This is a genomic window from Kaistia soli DSM 19436, assembly GCF_900129325.1.
Lineage (GTDB): Bacteria > Pseudomonadota > Alphaproteobacteria > Rhizobiales > Kaistiaceae > Kaistia > Kaistia soli.
This window is the reverse complement of record NZ_FQUP01000001.1, coordinates 403,373-419,830: the sequence shown is the minus strand read 5'-3', so window position 1 is coordinate 419,830 and position 16,458 is coordinate 403,373. Positions and strand designations below refer to the sequence as shown.

Sequence of the window (16,458 nt, the reverse complement as noted above, 5' to 3'; positions counted from 1 at the left end):
GCTTGGTTGCATGGTTCAACTCAGCTGTTGGTGATGAGGCCGAGATTGGCGAGAGCGGTGCGAAGCGCTGTAAGCCCAGCAATGCCGCCGTCTGATCCGGCGACGTTGGGCTTCGCGATCGGGGTGACGCCGAAGCCAAGCTTGCCGGCGAACTTGATGCCGTCCGAATAGATGAGAAGGCCCGAGGTGCCGTTGAGGTGCGTCAGAGCGCTATCGGCGGCCGAATAGCCCGAGAAGACCGAGCCGAGGACGCCAGGGATCCAGCGGTAATCATCCGGAACAGCGCCATCTGACGTGTTCCAGAAGATGCCCTGGCCCGCCTTCATCGTGATGGCAGCGCCCTCGTAGCCGGCTTCGTCAAAGTCGGCGCCGGCATAGTTGGTGCCGATCCGGAACGGGCCGTAGAGGGCATAGGCAAGGTCGTGGGCCAGATCGCCGCCGGCCGACTTCGCTACATAGTCGATCCAGTGCGCATATTTCGCCCCTGTGGCGTTCGTGCGCATGCCCCAGGAATTGTAGCCGACATAGCCAATATCAAAGCCCTGATCATAGCCATTGACTTCATGGCCAACGAGCTGCGCCCCAGCGACAGTGCCGATGGCTTCGATGAGGTCGCCGAGCGCCCAACCGTTATCGATGGTTCCCGTGAATGACGTCTTGACCTTTGCGGCAACGACGCGCGTCGTGCGCGCCGCGACATCGCCAAGAGAATTATTGACGACGTCAATATGGTCAGCCGAGCCGATCGTCGTGATGAAGATGTCGTGCTTGTCGCCGGCCTCGACATAGAGATTCGTGTAATAGGGGTACGCTTCCGGCGTCCAGGCTCGCAGACCTTCGTCAAAGCTGGTGACAACTGGGGCCGACCCGAGCGCGTCGCCGGTGATCCTATGTTCGACCAGAAACTGCACATAGGAGAAGTCGCCATTGAAGGCGGTGTTGATATTTTCGCCATCATCCGGAGCCCGCACTGTCGGTTCATCCGTGATCCAGGAGAAGTATCGACCGCGACGATTGCCCGCGGCATCGATGACCGAGCCCCGGCCACCGAAGGGCGGAAGCTCATTGGCCGGCGTATTCGTGTAATAAAGCGACGTGGGGATATCGACGCCGCCGAAGCCGAGATCCGTCGTGGTCAGGCCCGCCGCCAGAAGTGCAGCGCTGTTCGCCGCCTTGGCCTCGGACGAGGTGCTGTTCGGAATGGCACCATAGGAAACGAGGCTGTCGAGAGCATCGAATGCGCTGTCGATCCGGGCGTCGACGCCATCGATCCGGGCGTCGATCGTCCCATTGAGCGCAGAAAGACTGGCAGCAATGTAACCCTCGATCGTGGCTCCAAGCGCGCGCTGCTCACTCTTGGCCGGATTACGCGTCCCGGATCCCGGCACGCCATCGACATTGTAGCGCCGGAATACTGAATTGAAGGCGTCGGAAAGCGCGGCCATGGACGAGCCTCGAATGGTTCATCGGTGATAGGAAAAGATCAGGAAACGATGGTTGCGCCGGTGGCGACTGCGGCGCTCTCGACGCCTGAGAAGTTGGCCGAGGTCAGCCAATAATAGTAAGTGCCCGCCGCCGGCGCGTCGGCGTAGCTGCGGACGAGCGACGGCCCTGAATAGATTGCGTCCACCAGGGTCGCCGTCGCGAAGTCATTGACCGCGTTCCGATAAATCAGTGTCGACGCGAAGTTTGTCGAGTTAGGCGTCGTCCAGTGCAGCACAGCCGAACCGGCACCATCGTCGGAAGAGACCGCAGCGGGGACGGGGGGCGCCGTCGGATCGGCCGTTGCAGTTCGAATGACATAGGAGGTCCAATCAGACTTTCCGCCGCCAGGCGACCAGGCTCGAAGCCGAAATTCATATTCCGAACCATCGGCAAGATAGCTCGTGCGCACTTCGTCCTCGCCAGAGGCAGATACGGCCGAGGTAATTGCACCGCCAGAGGTCAGCTGCCAGGTGAGCTCATAACGCAGAATGTCGGACACGTGGTCCCATGTGGCCAAGGCATAGGCGGCCTGCTGCCCACCACTGAGAGCTGCGGTCTCGATCGTTACCGCGAAACCGGTCGGCACCGGGGTTCCGCCCGGCGCAACCGGCGTGATCGAGCCCCCCGGCACACCCTCTTCCGTCGCCGCATCGAAGTCATAGAGCGACGCCGGCACCACGATGCCTTCGAAACTATAGGTCAGATTGACCAGCGATAGCTTGGGTCGCCCCGTGATCTCGACCACAGCCTCGACCATCGTCGGTGGCAGATGGACACGGACGAAGCGGCGGTAGGGAACGTTGCGCGCCGCTTCATAGTGCGCCGTAAAGGAGACCCGAGGCGCGTTGGCGCGGATATAGGTGATCTTCTGCAGACGTGCCGAATGATTGTGATCCTGCACAACCTGGTTGTCGAATGTTCGTGTGCGCTCCGTCTCGTCTGTCGCGTAGGGGATGCCATAGATCGCTGCATCGACGGTGTTGAACCCCTGCGACGGATCCGTATAGCGGCCTCGCACTGCGACCACGTTGCTCGCGCGCCGCCGGTTGGCGTCGAACTGGTGCGAGATGATATCGTTGGCCGTGAGCCTGATATCCGGCTCGACATAGTGCCCGGCATGAACGCCGATCTTGCCATCCGGCCGCTCATAGATCACCAGCTCGGCAGCCTGATCGATCAGGCGCCCGACCTCGACTTGGTCATTTGAATAGCGATACCAGAGACCGCCGTGATAGCGCCGCACGCTGCCACCTTCGCGGTTGGTGACCCACTCGTCGCAGATATTCGCCGCGGTCTGCCAATCCGGCCAATAGAGGTCATCCATGCCCAGCTTGGCGCCGCCAGACGGATGTCGAAGATGATCGGCCCGGATGAGCGCGAGGTTAGAGGAGAAGCGAGTCACCCCGTCGCGCGGGTCATAGATCAATGCCCCGTCGATCACAGCAGTATGGACCGGCATATTGTTTGGGTAGACCGTCTGCAGGTCCTCGCTTGAAGGGGAGCCGCAGGTCATGACGATCGACGCAAGGCCGTCGCCGCGATGGTCATCGGTCCAGATATCGGGAAAAGCCGCCACGACCTGCGAATAGGCCGTCGATACATCATAGCCGAGCTGATCGTTGATGCCGACATAGGGATAATAGTGCGCAGGATCCGTGACGATCCCGGCGCCATCGTGCGTCACAAGATCATCATGCAGCCAATGTTCGACATAGGCCTCAACCCTGTGCCCGGCATGGACGATGATGTGATAGGCGAAGCCGCCGGCCTCCTCAAGGAGGACATAATCGCCGCCCTTTTTGACGCGTCCATAAATGCGGCAGAGCGGCGGTACATTCTGCTTGAGATTGTACTTTCCGTCCTCGGCCTTCGGCGTCGAATTCTTGTTTAGATAGCTCGAAACCAGACTCGCGCCGATGCCAAGGGCCGCCGCGCCAAGAGCATTTAGCACCGTGGCGCCAAAGCCGATCGTCACGAAATTGACGAGGCCGAGCGGCGCGCCAAGCGTAAACAGCGCGAAGCCAAGAGCGGGCGGCATCAGATCCTCCATATCCCAAGAGGGTGCGCCTTCAACGCGACGAAGCGCGGCTCAAGCCGCACCTGCCAGTCACGACCATCGAAGATGGCACCCCATTGGCGATGCATATTGCTGGCGGCGCCCACTACCCCGATAGCGCCCCGTTCGGGTACCGCCAGCGCATCGAGGCCGAGAACGGCGGCACAGGCAGCAACGAGCGGCACGACGCCGCCAGCGGCCGCGACAACCGCAAGGCAACCCTGATGCGTCGCGTAGCTGCCACGCAGCTGCGCCGCGGAGTCCGGATGGCCATTGGCGATCGCCCAATCAGCCAGCACGAGAGAACAATCGACTTCTCCCCAGACCCAAGGGCGATCGCCATAACTCGCGAGAAAGGCGTCGAGATCGGCGATCATCAGAGGTTCGGCCATGCGATCGTATGGTCGGCCAAGGCGGGAACGCGCTCGCAAAAGCGATCCGAGGTTCCAGACGGATTGAGGATCGCAGCGCGCGCTCGTTGATCGACATCGGAAAGCACCGCGCCGGAAACGAGATTGCGAAGATTAAAGCGGTTGGTGCATTCGGCGACCACGCTTGCCAGATGCGCGTCGCCCGATGCCTCTTCCCTGAAGATCACATTGTCGATCGTCGCGGTAAGCCTAACCTCCGGCGCGCCGACCGGCTGATGATATTCGTCACAAGGCTGGATCAATAGCTGCATCGTCGACCCGATGACGTCGCCCTCTTCCATCGACCCATAAGCAAGGTCGATAAGCTCAGGATCATCGGCCGCCAGTTCAGGCGCAAAGGTCACCGCCTCGCCGTTGATCGCCAGCTCCACCTGGTCAAGGCCGGTGAGGGTCAGACTGCCCCTCCATGTCTCGCCATCTGGATCGACATAAGGGCCGGATCCGTCCCATAAGCGGACGGTCTCGCTCGGGAAATCGAAGCGGACGAGAATGCGGATACTCTTGATGGTCATTTCAGCCCGCCATATCCGCCCAATACTCGACCGCCTCAACGAAGTTAACCGTCGGCTTGTCGACCTGCGACCGCGAAAACGTGACGTCCATCTCCCGATCCGTCGCAAGATGCATGATGCAGGTCGGACGCTCGATTTCGAGATCGGCGTCGCTGGGGATCACGGCCCGGATCGCGGGGAATACCGGGACCTCCCATAAATCCCCCTCGACCGAAAGCGCCAGGCCGGTCTCATAAAGCGCCCCGCCATACGAAAAACGGATACCCGACAGCTGCTCAGATCCTAAAACAAGACGCAGCGTCACGACGGTTGCGCCGATCGACGCGCTGGCGTGCATACGGATCTCAACACCCGGGCCGTTGTCATGCAGACCGCCGTCGTCGAATGTCGCCCCATCGTCATAGGGAACAAGCCTAGGGGTCCACACGCCTCCCGCATAAGGCGCACTTTCCCGGCTCCAGACGGGAACCTCGATGAGACCCGAACGTCCGCGCAAGGATGAGCGGACGGCATTCCAAAGCTGCCGCTGCACCAACGACGCCAGCACGATCTGCGTCATCGTCACCGACCAATAGCCGACATCCGTCAGGATCGCCCGCTCAAGACCGCCTATCGACTTCCCGCCCGAACGAGATATCGATACGGAGTTGACGCTGACCTGCGTGGGCTCGAGGGCATCTGGCCACACAATTATCGTCACGAACGGTAGTCCCCTGACGACTGCGCCTCAAAGACCCAGGCGGCAGCCTGTTTACGGGCGATTGCGGTCGACGCCTCCACCGCCTGCATTGAGGCGCGCGTGACGAGTTCCCTGATTTGCTTGTCGCCCGTCGCGCCCTCGAGGTTAATCGTCTGGTGAAAGACGATCGGCCCGCTGGCGCCGCCGGCCGGCGCATAGCTGCCGCCGCCGCCATAGCCGCCGGCAGCAAAACCGGGCCGCCCTTCGTTGATCGCTTCCAGGAGGGCGCGGTTGCGCGACGTCGCCGCGGCGTTGACGACGAATTCCTGTCCGTGGACCACGCCGGCCACTTGGCCGCGGCCGCCGCCTCCGGTCCATCCGCCATCCGCGAAACCAAATAGCTTGATAAGCCCAGCAAGCAACCCGCCCCCGCCGCCACCTCCACCGCGCGCCGCGCCACCCAGATTGGCAAAGAGTGAATTGATGGTCTCATCGAGCGCCATGTCGATCAGGCGATCAGCAAGACGATCAAATGCGTTGCCGAGCGCCTCGGCTGCTGAGACGCCATCGCGAAGATCCGAAATGAGACCCGATGCGAATTCGAAGCTGATGCCGCGGGCCGCATCGATCGCTCGCTGCGTCTCCTCGAGGGCTGCGCTCTGGTCGTAAAGCGCGCCGGAAAGTGCCGCAATAGCCTGGCCGGCGGCGTCATTCTCAGTGACGCCTGCCCGGGTCAGATCATTGTAGATCGCCTGTTCGCGCCCGGTCATCCCGAGCATCTTGAGCTGATCCTGCAAATTGTCGGTGACACGCTTCACGGCATCGGCCGCGCGGTCGCGGCTCGTCTTCCCTCCGCTCTTGCCTTTACCCGCCCCACCACCGCCGCCACCGAAGCCACCATCGGTAAAGCCGTCGCCACCGGTAAGAAAGTCTTCGCCGCTCCAGTCGCCCCGCTTCGCCGAATTCTGGCGAAGGCCAAGAGCGAGCGTGTCGCGCGCCGCGTTATACTGGTCGATTTCCGCTTGATTAGCCGGCGTGGTGACGTCCAGCGAAAGGACTTTCTTCCCGTTGGAATTGGCATCGAGCGGGGCTCGTCCGTCACCAGCTGTCGACAGAGCGCCGGCGATCTCGGGCGCGAAATAGCCCGCCGCGGCGCCGGCGACCATACCGACCGGGCCGGCCGCCTTGCCAATCTTGAACCCCTGAAACGCCAGGTAGAGACGACCCATGACGCCGACCACGGCGACAAGCTCGTCATAGTGCTCGATCGCAGATTGGACGAACTGGGAGACGCCCGCCGCCGCATCACGCAGCCCGCTTTGAAAGCCGGACGAGGTCATAATGTCCTCGATCTCGCGGATCGCCGGCAAGAAGCCCGCTGAGATATTCATGCCGGCCGCATCGATCGCCGTACCGATCGTGTCGAAGCTGTCGCCCGCCTCCTGATTGGCGCGGATGATATCCTCATGCACGATAAGGCCGAGACTGCGCGCATTATCCGCATAGGCCTCGAGGCCCTTGGCGCCTTCCGAGAGCAACGGTCCAAGCTCGGCACCCGAACGGCCGAAAAGCTGCGCTGCCAGAGCATTGCGCTTCATCGGATCTTCGATCCGGGCAAGCCCGTCGGCCACCTTTCCGAAGATCTCGGCGGGCGACTGCCCCTTCAGTTCCTCAAACTCGACACCCAATTCCTTGAGCGCGCCGCGGGCCTTGCCGAGCCCCAGCTCGGCATTGCCGAGATTGCGGGTGAAGATGAGCAGGGCGCCATCGAGCGTCTCGGTCTCGACGCCCGCGAGCTGCGCCCCGTAACGCAGTTCCTGCAGCTGGTCGGACGTGATCCCGATCTTGTCGGCGGTATCGCCAACTTTCGAGCCCATGTCGACGAAGCGCTTTTCTAGATAAAGCAGACCTGTCGCGCTGGCCGTGACGGCAAGGGCGCCGCCGAGCTGCCCGCGGAAGCCAATGATGCCAGCCTCGAACTTGCGAAAGCCGGCCATCGTCCGGTTGAGATTGGCGTCGATCTGACGAAAGGCGCGAGTGGTTTCATCCCGCGCCGTGATGTCGAACCGGATATTCTCGACCATGCCTCAGCCCCGCATCCGCTTCATCACCCGCTGCCAGGCGACCCACTCGCTCAGTTCCTCATGCGGAAGCCGCGTCTCGAGGTCCGCGACGGGCATGCCGAAGTGATCCGCGAGCGCGAAGAGGAAGACGCGCTCGGGATCGTCCATCAGTTTTTTTCGAGTTCCTCGATCGTGCGTTCGGCGAGGATGGCGTTGGCGACGCGCGTGATGACGTGCAGATCGACCTTACTCATGAGCACGCCGCGATCCTCTTCCTTGAAGATACGCCGCCCGTCGCCGTCCTCGGCCTTCATGATCAGCACGCTGACGAGAAGCTTGGCCGTGCGGCCATCCTCACCGGTGACGATCTTGCGATGCTGAAGCGCCGTGAGCGGCGTCCAGTAGATCTTGAGCGGGGTGTTATCTTCTCCCCATTCGGGGACGTCGATCGACTTGCGTCCGAGGTCGTCATAGTGCCGCTGTACACGGTCAATGATGTTCATGGTGATTTCCAGAGGATGAAGAGAAGGAAAGCTTGAGATCAGGCCAGCACGGTCGCCTTGGCCAGCTGGCCATTGCCCTGCACCTGGAAAGACGCGGTCTGCGTCTGGTTGCGGGCGACCTGCCGCGTGATCTGCGTCACGGTGCCATCGCCGGTGAAATACGTGTCGCCGACGGAGGATCCGGCACAGTAGAGGTTCAGCAGCGAGACGGTCGAGCCGACCTCGAGCGCGCCCTGTCCGTCCGCATCGGTCTCATCCCACCAGCAATCGATCTGAGCCGACCAACTCTTCGAACCGGCCAGATGCGTATCCCACGCCGTGCTGAGCGTGGACGTATCCGCCACCGCCGCATTTTCGGTGATCTGAAATCCGGTGACCTCAGCGATGACATTGGCACCGATCTTGACCTGGCCTTCATTGCCGATATGGACGCCCATGGCGATGTCCTCAGTTGGTTGTCTGTGAGGGATCGGCGACGGCCGTGCGATAGCGGACGCCGAAGGTGAGCCGGATTTCGCCGGAGCGCTTGGTGCCATCGCCGTCGATATCGACAGTCGTGCCGCGATAGTCGATGGCCTTGACGAGCCCGCCGAGATTGCCGCTGGCGGCAAGGGCCACCTCGGTTTCAGCCGCAATCCTGTCCAGCGTGTCGGCGACGAGGGCGCCGGCGGCATAGCCGATGACAATCATCGTGACGACACGGCCGGTCCGACTGTTCAGATTGGAAAGTTGATCGTCGAGATCTTCGCTGGGCATGAAGATACGGAGCGCAGGCAGTTGTTCCGGCGCCGTCGCGTAGGGCCAACTCGCCTTGACTTGCGTGCCGGTCGTATCAAGCCCCGTGAGGGCCGCCGCTGCGGCATCGCGGATCAACATACGGGCGTGGTTCATTCCCCTATGTCCTCAAGCTGCAGCCGTGCCATGCCCCGCCCGTCGCGGTCGATCTTGCGCACGGCGTAGGTCGCGCCATCGACGGTGACGACGTCATCGACGCCATAGCCGACGGGAAGATCGAAGATCCGGACGGTCAGGCTCGGCTCGTCAGATGCGAGCCCAGGTCCGTCGAAAAGCTGCGTCGACGGAAGATCGTGCAGAACCGGGACGGCTACAGCTTCCGCTGCGCCCGCCTTGGCATAGAGCGCGACCCGGCCGAATTCGTCTGGATTGACGAACACGGCCCGATCGGCATCGCTCTCGACAGCCATCAGGCGGCCGGCGGCTCAGGGGGAGCCGGAGGTTCTTGCGGAGGACCACCCGTAATCGGCGGCGGTTCCTTCGCCTTCTCGCCCTTTTCCTCGGCGACAAGGAGATGGACGATATTCTTGGGCGGCTCGGCATGAAGGCCGATGATTTCGCCGTCCTTGAATTCAAGCGGAACGCGGGCGCGCACTTCGACCCGTTTGCCGGAGCGGCGCACGACATCGACATTGTGCGCTCGCGAGGCGAACTGCGCATGGGTGAGCACGACGACTTCGCCGAGACCGATATGGGCGGTCCCGCCAACAATTCGATAACTTTGCATGATGGGTTTCCTTTCGACGATCCGATGATCCGGCCGCGCAAAGCGGCCGGACTGTCAGAGCGTCGATCAGGTGAGCGTCACAAGGCAGGCGTGCTGCCAGTACCCGTAGCCGACGTTGCCGGCCCACTGGACGCCATACCAGTGCTTCTTCTCCTTGAACTCCAGCTCGGAGCCCTCGGCAATGGCGTCGACCGAAATCGGCAGCTCCTCCTGCAGGATGAAGGGCTTCGTCTCGCCATCGGTCCGGAAGATCGCAAAGCGGTCCGTCCAGGTCAGCCGCACATTCGGCACGACGACGATCTGCAGGTTCGCGAGGTTCGGCAGAATGTTGGTCGCGCCACCACCGAGGGTCTGCAGCGAGACCGCCGAAACGGCGGTACCCCAGAGCGAGATCGGCACCATGACCTCGAACTGGGTCGCCCCCTCGTTCATCGGCTCGCCCTGATCATCCTTCAGGCCGATGACCTGCTGGATGCCGGCGAGAATGGCGTCGCGCATCTCCTCCACGGTCGGCTTGGTCGGCGTCGCGACATCGTACGAGATGTCGTTGCTCTGCGAACCAGAGTTGCCCTCACTGTGATCAGTGTCGAAAAAGTACTGGCCATCATAGCAGGTCGTCGACTCTGCATTGATGATCAGGGCCGACATCAGCTTCGCAGGATAGGACTGCGCACGATTGGCAAGCTCGCCGATGCGAACGAGGATCTGGCCTGACGCATCGCGCCGAAGATCCGATACATTGATCTCAAGCGTTGCTTCATGATCCTTGTTGGCAAGGTTGAAGCCGTTCTCCCGAAGATCCTTTGCCTGGCGGCCACCGACCCACTCGCGCATGGTCGGAACCATGCCGAGCCAGCCATAGCTTTCGCTGGCCTGGTTGGACGAGATCTTCATCGCATAGCGGCCGATCCAGCCGGCAGGGGCGACGGTGAGGCGGTTGTAGAATTCGCCGATGATGGCACGGCTGGTCAGCAGGCGGTTGGGCGCCATGGGTAACTCTCCAGATTGTCAGGGGTGAGAAGCGGAGCCGGAGGGCGCCCGAAACGCCGGGCCTTCGGCGACAGATCAGGCCTGCAACGCGGCCTTGACGAGGGCGGTATCGAACTCGACAACGGCGACACCGGTCGAGACCCAGCGGCTCACATAGCCGATGAGGGTGTTGGTGCCGACGGTCAACGTAAAGGTGTCGTCGTCGGACGCATACACAGCCGGATGATCATTGGCGGTGATCGCGATCGCGGCGATCGCCAGGGTGAGCCTGCCCTTTGTCTTGACGCGCACCGTCTTGGCGCCTGCGGCGCCGGCTGAATTATCGACCTGACGATCGGCAAAACCAAGGAAGGGGTCGCCGGCGACTAGGGGACGGGCATAACCCGAACCATTCTCGCCTACAGCGGCACCCTGATAGATGATGTCGGCGGCGATGACCGGATACTCCTCGATCTCGCCGAGCGAATAATCGCGGACAGCGTCCGCGGCAAGCGTGGTCATTTCTTAGATCTCCAGTACGTCAGGGCCGCCTTCGACGCGGCCGGTTGCGGGAGGGCGAAGGTCAGGCCGCCTTGATGCGGGCGCGGCCGTCTGCGGTCGCCGACTTGAAGGCGACATAGGCTTCAACGCTGCGGAACTCCGCTTGCAGGTCTGCCGAAGCCACAAATTCGGCCTTCCAGCCGTCGGGCGAAGCCGCCACGACCGGAACAGGAGCGACAGGCGCGGCGGGCTGCGGATTGGCCGTCGGCGCCGTCGCAACCGGGACCGTCTTGTCGGCATCCGCCAGGGCCTGCATACGCGTGCCACGGGTCGCCTTTTCGGCGCCCATGATGCGCAGCGCGGCCTCGGCCGGCGAAGTCTTGCCGTCGGCCTTCATCTCCGCGACGAGCGCGTCATGACCGGTCGCGCCGAGATTTTCGATTCCAAGTATCCGGTCGCGCTCAGCAGCCGCGCTTGCCGTCGCCATCGCCGTCACGTCGGCAGATGCAAGCAACTCCTTGACCAGGTCGCCGCGCTGTTCGCGGACCATCGAAAGCGTGATGTCTTTCATTTCGGGCACGGTGGCCTCCTTCGTTCCTGTTGAAGCTGACGCCGGCGAGGCAACGACCGTGGCCGGGCTGGTAGAGATCGCGCTGGCGGTGGGCTGCCCGAACGCCGCAAGCTTGCGACCTTCGGATCGCCAGCGATCGGCCTGCGCGACGAGCCGATCGGGGGCATGCTGGAAACTGCGATAGTCGAAAATGGGCACGGCGGCCTCGATCGCGCCGCCAGTCTCGTCGCTTGTGGCGAAGCCTTGCGCAACAGCTTCGGATCCATCGAACCAGGTCTCGGCCTGCATGATGGCGCGCGCCTCAGCAACGCTCTTGCCTGAGCGCTTCGCATAGATCCGGGCCATCGCGCCCGCCATCACGTCAAGAGCAACCGCCGTCGCGCGGTGATCCGCTGCCGTGCCAATCGTGACGCCGGCGGGATCGTGGATCATCATCAGGGACCCGTTGGCCATGATGATCTCTTCGCCCGCCATCGCGATAACGGAGGCAGCCGAAGCGGCGATGCCCTCGATGCGAACCGTGACAGTGCCGTCATGAGCAACCAGGGCCGCATAGATCGCGCTGCCCTCGGTCGCTATGCCACCCGGCGAATTGATCCGGACGACAACGTCGCCTTCGATTTCAGCGAGCGCCTCGATGACCTCGCGGGCTGTGAAGCCGCTCTCATCAAACCAGCTGGCGATGCCGACATAGCCATAGAGAACGAGTTCGTCATTGACGATCAGTCGGTGCGGCATCGGTCATTCCTCCAGGGGATCGGCAGGGGCGAGCGGGTCAGGCGTCGGCTGAGACGGGGTCGCCGCCAGCATGCCCACCTCGCGTTTCAATTTTTCCTCGAGGCCGCGCTGTTCGATCTTGCGTCGCCAGTTGCCGCCGGTGCGCTGCTGGGTGATCTCCTCAAGCGTCTTGGCCCCCGTCTCGAGGTCGACCTTGTCGGCATCAGCCTCTTTCTTCGGATCAAGGGCGATTGGCGACGTGCCGTCCCATTCGCATCCGAGCCATGCGGCGCGAACAACAGGATCCTCGAAGAACCCCGGCGCGATCAGCCGGCCACTCGCCACAGCCTCGGTGATCAGCCACGCATAAACGGGATCGCAGAAGCGATCGGCAACGAGCGTCCGGCGGCGCCTGAACATCTGCCACGCCATTTCGAGCGCTGCCCGCGAGGCCGAATAGCTCGACGTAAAATGCTTGATCAAGATCTCGAAGGGCAGGTCGAGGGCGACGCCAACCTGACGCAGGATCGACAGGACAAACGGATCGAACTCAGGATTAGGCCTGCCGGGGTTGACGAATTCCGGCTTCTCGCCCGGTGCCAAGTCGACAATCGCGCCGCTGCCAAGCTCAACCTCATTCGCAGCCGCATTGGCGGCCGCGTCCCCGATGACCGGCGGCGCGTCTTCATTGCCAGCGTCCGGCCGCGTGATGAAGACGGTGAGCATGGCCGAGATCAGAGCTGATTTCAGCTCGGCCTCGGCATAATCGCTGAGCATCTTCAGCGCTTCGATGACGGGCGCGAGGTACGGCACCCCGCGTGCAAGGTCGGGGCGCAGCCGCTCAAACATGTGGATGACGAGTGGATCACCAAATGTGTCGCGGGCCGGGACGGTCGTCCACCGCGCACCCTGATTGCGGATATCGAGCGGATGACGATCGGCGATCTGATAGCTGGTATGCACGCCGTCGGCATTGATGACGACGCCGGCGACCAGCGTGTCGCTGTCGGCCTGGTAATCCTGATTGCAGAGGCGATCAGCCTCGACGATCTGCACCTTTAGTCCGTAGCTGTCGCCCGCATCGCGCCGAAACCTCCGCACCGCGAGCACGTCCCCAGATTCGAGTTGTGCCCGGAAGACGAGCTGCTGCTGCTCGAAAAAGTTCTGCACACGCGTGAAATCCGAGCGCATGGCAAAGAGCATGAACTCGCGACGCGCTTGGGCCTGCCATCTGTCGGCCTCGATCTCACTGAGTCCAAGAAGTTCGCGATCGATTTGCGGCCGCGGGACCAGGCCATCTCCAATGACATTGGTCACATTCGTGGCGATCGCACCGCCCGCGAGCGGCATGTTTCGAATGAGATCGCGGGACCGCCAACGCAGATCCGGCAGGTCGGGAATAACCGCGACGTTGGCGCTCTCTTCCTTGCCGCGCCAGTTGCGCGTCGAACGGCGATCGCGGCGACCGCCGGTGTAGCCGCCGAGCGCTGCAGTCATCATGCGCGCCCGCAGACGCTGAGCGCCCGCAACCGGGTTGAACCAGTTGACGAGCCGGTCAGCAAATGTCGGATGGACGGTCGGCAGTCGGCTCACTGCGTCACCACGTAGCGCGTGCGGCTACGGCGTGGCGATGCGGCCAGGACCTTGCCTTCCCAATAGTCGATCTGATTGCGGATCTCAGCGGCATCCACACGGCGCAACGTCCGGTCGCCAATGCGGTATTCCTGGTTCCTGGCGACTGCAGCCGACGCCTCCAGCCAGGCAGCAAGCTGGGCTTGGGCCATTGCAAGGTCGATGACGGGCATCAGGAAATCCCCTTTGAGCGGACGCGGCGAACAGGTGCTGTCCGAACGACACTGCGTTTCTGTTCAATCGAGCGCGCGAACTCTGCCGCCACAGTCGTTGGAGCGACGGCCGGCGCGGCGTCGCGTTCTGCAACGAGCGGTGCGGTTGCGAAAAGCGATCCATCATCGGCAGACGGCGCGTAGATCCGCGCTAGCGCCTGCCACTCTTGCTTGGTTTTCCGGGTCAAGCCGAGATGCTCGGCCATCGCCATCGCGTAGACCCGCGCATCGAGCAGATGGTTTGGCCCCGTCCGCTTCCATGCGACTGTCGTGCGGCCTCGGACGGACTGTTCCGCGAGATATTCGGCCGTGATTTGCTTGAAATAGCCGAGGTCGTTGTGTTCGCCGAAGTGACAGTAGCCGGGCGGGTCGATCTCCTGTCCGGCTTTTCGACCATCTTTGCGGAGGTTGGCGTAGAACTCGGCCTTCAGCGACCATGTTCCAACCGGCCAGAGACGCGAGCGTCCCTTGATCTTGACGCCTTTCAGCGTGATCGCGACATCGGTTGGCGTACCGATGGCCGGGCGATTCCAACCGGGAACACCCTTGATCGCATAAGCCCGGGCCCGGCTGCGCGTGAAGGCATAGACTTGGTTGGCGCGACCGCCATCGCCGGCGTCGATCGCCAACGCGTCGATCTGGCGGTCGTTTCCATAGGCATCCTTGAAGCGCTCGTCATAGAACGCGGCGAGCTTTAGGAAGGCCCCGGACTGCGGATCGGTCGTGTCGCCCTCAAGAAAGCGCGCCGTGATCGACCAGCTGCGACGATCCGGCGCGAAGGCAACCGCCTCGACCCAGATACCAGAATGCTGCACGTCGGCTGCCGCGACGAACAACAGTCCGAGCGGCGGAATGATGTTCTCGGAATAGTCGTCGCGGCGCTCGAGCAAGCGGACGTGATCGGGTGCGTCACCGCGGATCTCGTATGGAAGGCCGAGCACATTGTTGAAGAAGGCCTTTTCCTTCTGCTCAATCCCCTCTGCCAGCAGCCATGCTTCGGCGATCTTATCCCATGTCGTCAGCTGCGAGATCAGAGCGTCGACATGGAAGCTCGGGTACAGACCGTCGGCATTGGTCGGAACGAACCGACCCTCGCGGACAAGCGCGGCCTTCTCGTGATGTTCAATCGGACGGCCGCAGCAGGGCGCTACATAGTGCGCCAGATAAGGCGGCTTCCGTTCAAACTTCAGATGCTGGAATTCCAGCACGATCGCATCGCCGCATTGCGGGCAGTCGATATGCCAGCGACGTTGATCGCCACGCAGATAGAGGGCATCTATCCGTGACGAGCCAAGCAGCGTCGGCGTCGAGAGCGCCAGGACGCGATAGTCGCCGGTCGCATGAAACGAGATGAAGCGGTTTAGGAAGAGTTCCCAAGGATCGCCCTGGCCGTCGAGATTGTCGGCCCACTCGTCAACTTCGTCACCGATGCCGACCTTGAGCGTCTTGGACTTGAGTTCGCCGGCCGCGTTCGCGTTGATGAGGCGCAGTGAACCGCCGGAGAACGGCTTAGTGGTGACGGTCGAACCGAGGCCGGACCGCGCCGTCTGCGGCCGAATGCGCGCCTTCAGCTCTTTCGTATTGTCGATCGTCGGCGTCAGCTTCTCTCGGTTGAACTCCTGCACCGCGTCGATCGTCGGCAGAGCGTAACCAATACGGCACGGCGCCCGATCGATATAGGAGGCGGCGAGCCCGATTGCGGCGATCGAGACGCCGGTCTGCGCGCTCTTGCGACAGACGGCCATTGTGTGCGGCGACTCGGGGCCGAGCGTATCGACGATCTCAGCGACATAGGGCGTCAGGTCCTTGTCCCAGCGACCGCCGGCGCGTGGCCCATCCGGGACAAAAAGGTGATCGGTCATCCAGACCGAGGGCACCAGCGGCGCCGGCGGTGCGACGACCTGCACCACCGCCGAGACGATCAGTCCGAGGACAGGCGGAAAGCCGAGCGCCATCAGTTTATGTCGTCCTGTGTGGCGTCGCTTTCTTCGGCGCCGGCAGCCAGGGCTTCCAGCGCCTGCACGACGGCCTCGCGCATGCCGCGCGCCTTCGCCTTCAGAAGATCACGCACCGCAGAGGCGCCGCCGCGACCATGCGCCGTCGCGATATCGTCGGCGTGCGTCGGGAGTTGCTCGATCAGGCGGACCAGTGTCTCTCCGACTTTCGTCGCCGCCGCTTGGATGTCCTGAACCGTCCGCAGTTCGCCGCGCTGTTTGCGCAGCTCGATCTCTTTGAGGTCGGCATCATAGCCAGCCTTGCGGGTCAGTTCGCGATTGTAGGACGGCGACCGCGCTGCATCCTCTGGCGATGTCGCGCCATCGGCTATTGGCTCGGCCGACAGGTTGCGGCCGGACCGGGTGCGGGCGCCCGCCACCTTCGCGGGATCCGTTACATCCCGCGTGACGGTATCCCACTCGGCAAGCGACACGACTTTTTCACGGCCGCGCACATGCGTTCTGATCAGCCCATCCTCGACGAGGCGTCCAAGCCGTTTCGAAATTGCCTGCTTGGAAAGGCCCTTCATCCGGGCCAGCTCGGACACACTGACGTGCAGTCCGCTTGCATCGTCAACCGTTTGCATGACCGTCAACCACGTCAACCATCG

At 62.8% G+C, this 16,458-nt stretch carries 19 protein-coding genes; all 19 read right to left on the bottom strand.

Annotated features, from left to right (window positions below):
• Positions 1–20 precede the first annotated feature (20 nt).
• Positions 21–1,445 carry a hypothetical protein gene (locus BUB39_RS02085; RefSeq protein WP_073051384.1) on the bottom strand — a complete coding sequence of 475 codons (1,425 nt, stop codon included), beginning with the start codon at positions 1,443–1,445 and terminating at the stop codon, positions 21–23.
• 38 nt (positions 1,446–1,483) lie between these two features.
• Positions 1,484–3,523, bottom strand: a complete 2,040-nt coding sequence (locus BUB39_RS02080) for a phage tail protein (RefSeq protein ID WP_073052687.1) — start codon at positions 3,521–3,523, stop codon at positions 1,484–1,486.
• On the bottom strand, positions 3,523–3,933 hold the full coding sequence (locus tag BUB39_RS02075) for a DUF6950 family protein (RefSeq protein ID WP_073051383.1): 411 nt from the start codon (positions 3,931–3,933) through the stop codon (positions 3,523–3,525). Before BUB39_RS02075 ends, BUB39_RS02080 begins: the two co-directional genes overlap by 1 nt.
• Entirely contained in the window at positions 3,918–4,484 is a 567-nt protein-coding gene (locus tag BUB39_RS02070) for a hypothetical protein (protein WP_073051382.1), read from the bottom strand. Before BUB39_RS02070 ends, BUB39_RS02075 begins: the two co-directional genes overlap by 16 nt.
• 1 nt (position 4,485) lies before the next feature.
• Complete coding sequence (locus BUB39_RS02065) at positions 4,486–5,043, bottom strand: hypothetical protein (protein ID WP_139251313.1); 558 nt, start codon at positions 5,041–5,043, stop codon at positions 4,486–4,488.
• Between the two features lie 137 nt (positions 5,044–5,180).
• The gene (locus tag BUB39_RS02060) at positions 5,181–7,247 is read right to left on the bottom strand and encodes a hypothetical protein (protein WP_073051380.1); all 2,067 of its coding nucleotides are present in this window, start codon (positions 7,245–7,247) and stop codon (positions 5,181–5,183) included.
• Positions 7,248–7,250: 3 nt separating this feature from the next.
• Entirely contained in the window at positions 7,251–7,394 is a 144-nt protein-coding gene (locus tag BUB39_RS25375) for a hypothetical protein (RefSeq protein ID WP_175561702.1), read from the bottom strand.
• On the bottom strand, positions 7,394–7,729 hold the full coding sequence (locus BUB39_RS02055; RefSeq protein ID WP_073051379.1) for a hypothetical protein: 336 nt from the start codon (positions 7,727–7,729) through the stop codon (positions 7,394–7,396). Before BUB39_RS02055 ends, BUB39_RS25375 begins: the two co-directional genes overlap by 1 nt.
• A 38-nt stretch (positions 7,730–7,767) precedes the next feature.
• Positions 7,768–8,166: a hypothetical protein gene (locus tag BUB39_RS02050; protein ID WP_073051378.1), complete on the bottom strand. Its 399-nt coding sequence runs from the start codon at positions 8,164–8,166 to the stop codon at positions 7,768–7,770.
• 10 nt (positions 8,167–8,176) lie between these two features.
• Positions 8,177–8,620, bottom strand: a complete 444-nt coding sequence (locus BUB39_RS02045; protein ID WP_139251312.1) for a hypothetical protein — start codon at positions 8,618–8,620, stop codon at positions 8,177–8,179.
• A complete protein-coding gene (locus BUB39_RS02040) occupies positions 8,617–8,934 on the bottom strand; it encodes a head-tail joining protein (RefSeq protein ID WP_073051376.1) in 318 nt (105 codons plus the stop codon). Before BUB39_RS02040 ends, BUB39_RS02045 begins: the two co-directional genes overlap by 4 nt.
• A complete protein-coding gene (locus tag BUB39_RS02035) occupies positions 8,934–9,251 on the bottom strand; it encodes a hypothetical protein (RefSeq protein ID WP_073051375.1) in 318 nt (105 codons plus the stop codon). Before BUB39_RS02035 ends, BUB39_RS02040 begins: the two co-directional genes overlap by 1 nt.
• Before the next feature lie 66 nt (positions 9,252–9,317).
• Entirely contained in the window at positions 9,318–10,241 is a 924-nt protein-coding gene (locus BUB39_RS02030) for a Mu-like prophage major head subunit gpT family protein (RefSeq protein WP_073051374.1), read from the bottom strand.
• A gap of 75 nt (positions 10,242–10,316) precedes the next feature.
• Entirely contained in the window at positions 10,317–10,742 is a 426-nt protein-coding gene (locus tag BUB39_RS02025) for a cytoplasmic protein (RefSeq protein WP_073051373.1), read from the bottom strand.
• A gap of 61 nt (positions 10,743–10,803) precedes the next feature.
• Positions 10,804–12,030, bottom strand: a complete 1,227-nt coding sequence (locus BUB39_RS02020; RefSeq protein WP_073051372.1) for a head maturation protease, ClpP-related — start codon at positions 12,028–12,030, stop codon at positions 10,804–10,806.
• A 3-nt stretch (positions 12,031–12,033) separates the two neighbouring features.
• Positions 12,034–13,602, bottom strand: a complete 1,569-nt coding sequence (locus tag BUB39_RS02015; RefSeq protein ID WP_073051371.1) for a phage portal protein — start codon at positions 13,600–13,602, stop codon at positions 12,034–12,036.
• The gene (locus tag BUB39_RS02010; RefSeq protein ID WP_073051370.1) at positions 13,599–13,814 is read right to left on the bottom strand and encodes a DUF6148 family protein; all 216 of its coding nucleotides are present in this window, start codon (positions 13,812–13,814) and stop codon (positions 13,599–13,601) included. The genes BUB39_RS02015 and BUB39_RS02010 overlap by 4 nt, the downstream gene beginning before the upstream one ends.
• Positions 13,814–15,808: a phage terminase large subunit family protein gene (locus tag BUB39_RS02005; protein ID WP_073051369.1), complete on the bottom strand. Its 1,995-nt coding sequence runs from the start codon at positions 15,806–15,808 to the stop codon at positions 13,814–13,816. The genes BUB39_RS02010 and BUB39_RS02005 overlap by 1 nt, the downstream gene beginning before the upstream one ends.
• Positions 15,808–16,434, bottom strand: coding sequence for a winged helix-turn-helix domain-containing protein (locus BUB39_RS02000; protein WP_073051368.1), 627 nt, complete (start codon positions 16,432–16,434; stop codon positions 15,808–15,810). Before BUB39_RS02000 ends, BUB39_RS02005 begins: the two co-directional genes overlap by 1 nt.
• Positions 16,435–16,458: the final 24 nt, after the last annotated feature.

What these genes read in the sequence shown, in the direction of transcription:
- BUB39_RS02085 (WP_073051384.1), bottom strand. Translation starts at nt 1,445, where the DNA reads ATGGCCGCGCTTTCCGACGCCTTCAATTCAGTATTCCGGCGCTACAAT.
- BUB39_RS02080 (WP_073052687.1), bottom strand. Translation starts at nt 3,523, where the DNA reads ATGCCGCCCGCTCTTGGCTTCGCGCTGTTTACGCTTGGCGCGCCGCTC.
- BUB39_RS02075 (WP_073051383.1), bottom strand. Translation starts at nt 3,933, where the DNA reads ATGGCCGAACCTCTGATGATCGCCGATCTCGACGCCTTTCTCGCGAGT.
- BUB39_RS02070 (WP_073051382.1), bottom strand. Translation starts at nt 4,484, where the DNA reads ATGACCATCAAGAGTATCCGCATTCTCGTCCGCTTCGATTTCCCGAGC.
- BUB39_RS02065 (WP_139251313.1), bottom strand. Translation starts at nt 5,043, where the DNA reads ATGACGCAGATCGTGCTGGCGTCGTTGGTGCAGCGGCAGCTTTGGAAT.
- BUB39_RS02060 (WP_073051380.1), bottom strand. Translation starts at nt 7,247, where the DNA reads ATGGTCGAGAATATCCGGTTCGACATCACGGCGCGGGATGAAACCACT.
- BUB39_RS25375 (WP_175561702.1), bottom strand. Translation starts at nt 7,394, where the DNA reads ATGGACGATCCCGAGCGCGTCTTCCTCTTCGCGCTCGCGGATCACTTC.
- BUB39_RS02055 (WP_073051379.1), bottom strand. Translation starts at nt 7,729, where the DNA reads ATGAACATCATTGACCGTGTACAGCGGCACTATGACGACCTCGGACGC.
- BUB39_RS02050 (WP_073051378.1), bottom strand. Translation starts at nt 8,166, where the DNA reads ATGGGCGTCCATATCGGCAATGAAGGCCAGGTCAAGATCGGTGCCAAT.
- BUB39_RS02045 (WP_139251312.1), bottom strand. Translation starts at nt 8,620, where the DNA reads ATGAACCACGCCCGTATGTTGATCCGCGATGCCGCAGCGGCGGCCCTC.
- BUB39_RS02040 (WP_073051376.1), bottom strand. Translation starts at nt 8,934, where the DNA reads ATGGCTGTCGAGAGCGATGCCGATCGGGCCGTGTTCGTCAATCCAGAC.
- BUB39_RS02035 (WP_073051375.1), bottom strand. Translation starts at nt 9,251, where the DNA reads ATGCAAAGTTATCGAATTGTTGGCGGGACCGCCCATATCGGTCTCGGC.
- BUB39_RS02030 (WP_073051374.1), bottom strand. Translation starts at nt 10,241, where the DNA reads ATGGCGCCCAACCGCCTGCTGACCAGCCGTGCCATCATCGGCGAATTC.
- BUB39_RS02025 (WP_073051373.1), bottom strand. Translation starts at nt 10,742, where the DNA reads ATGACCACGCTTGCCGCGGACGCTGTCCGCGATTATTCGCTCGGCGAG.
- BUB39_RS02020 (WP_073051372.1), bottom strand. Translation starts at nt 12,030, where the DNA reads ATGCCGCACCGACTGATCGTCAATGACGAACTCGTTCTCTATGGCTAT.
- BUB39_RS02010 (WP_073051370.1), bottom strand. Translation starts at nt 13,814, where the DNA reads ATGCCCGTCATCGACCTTGCAATGGCCCAAGCCCAGCTTGCTGCCTGG.
- BUB39_RS02005 (WP_073051369.1), bottom strand. Translation starts at nt 15,808, where the DNA reads ATGGCGCTCGGCTTTCCGCCTGTCCTCGGACTGATCGTCTCGGCGGTG.
- BUB39_RS02000 (WP_073051368.1), bottom strand. Translation starts at nt 16,434, where the DNA reads ATGCAAACGGTTGACGATGCAAGCGGACTGCACGTCAGTGTGTCCGAG.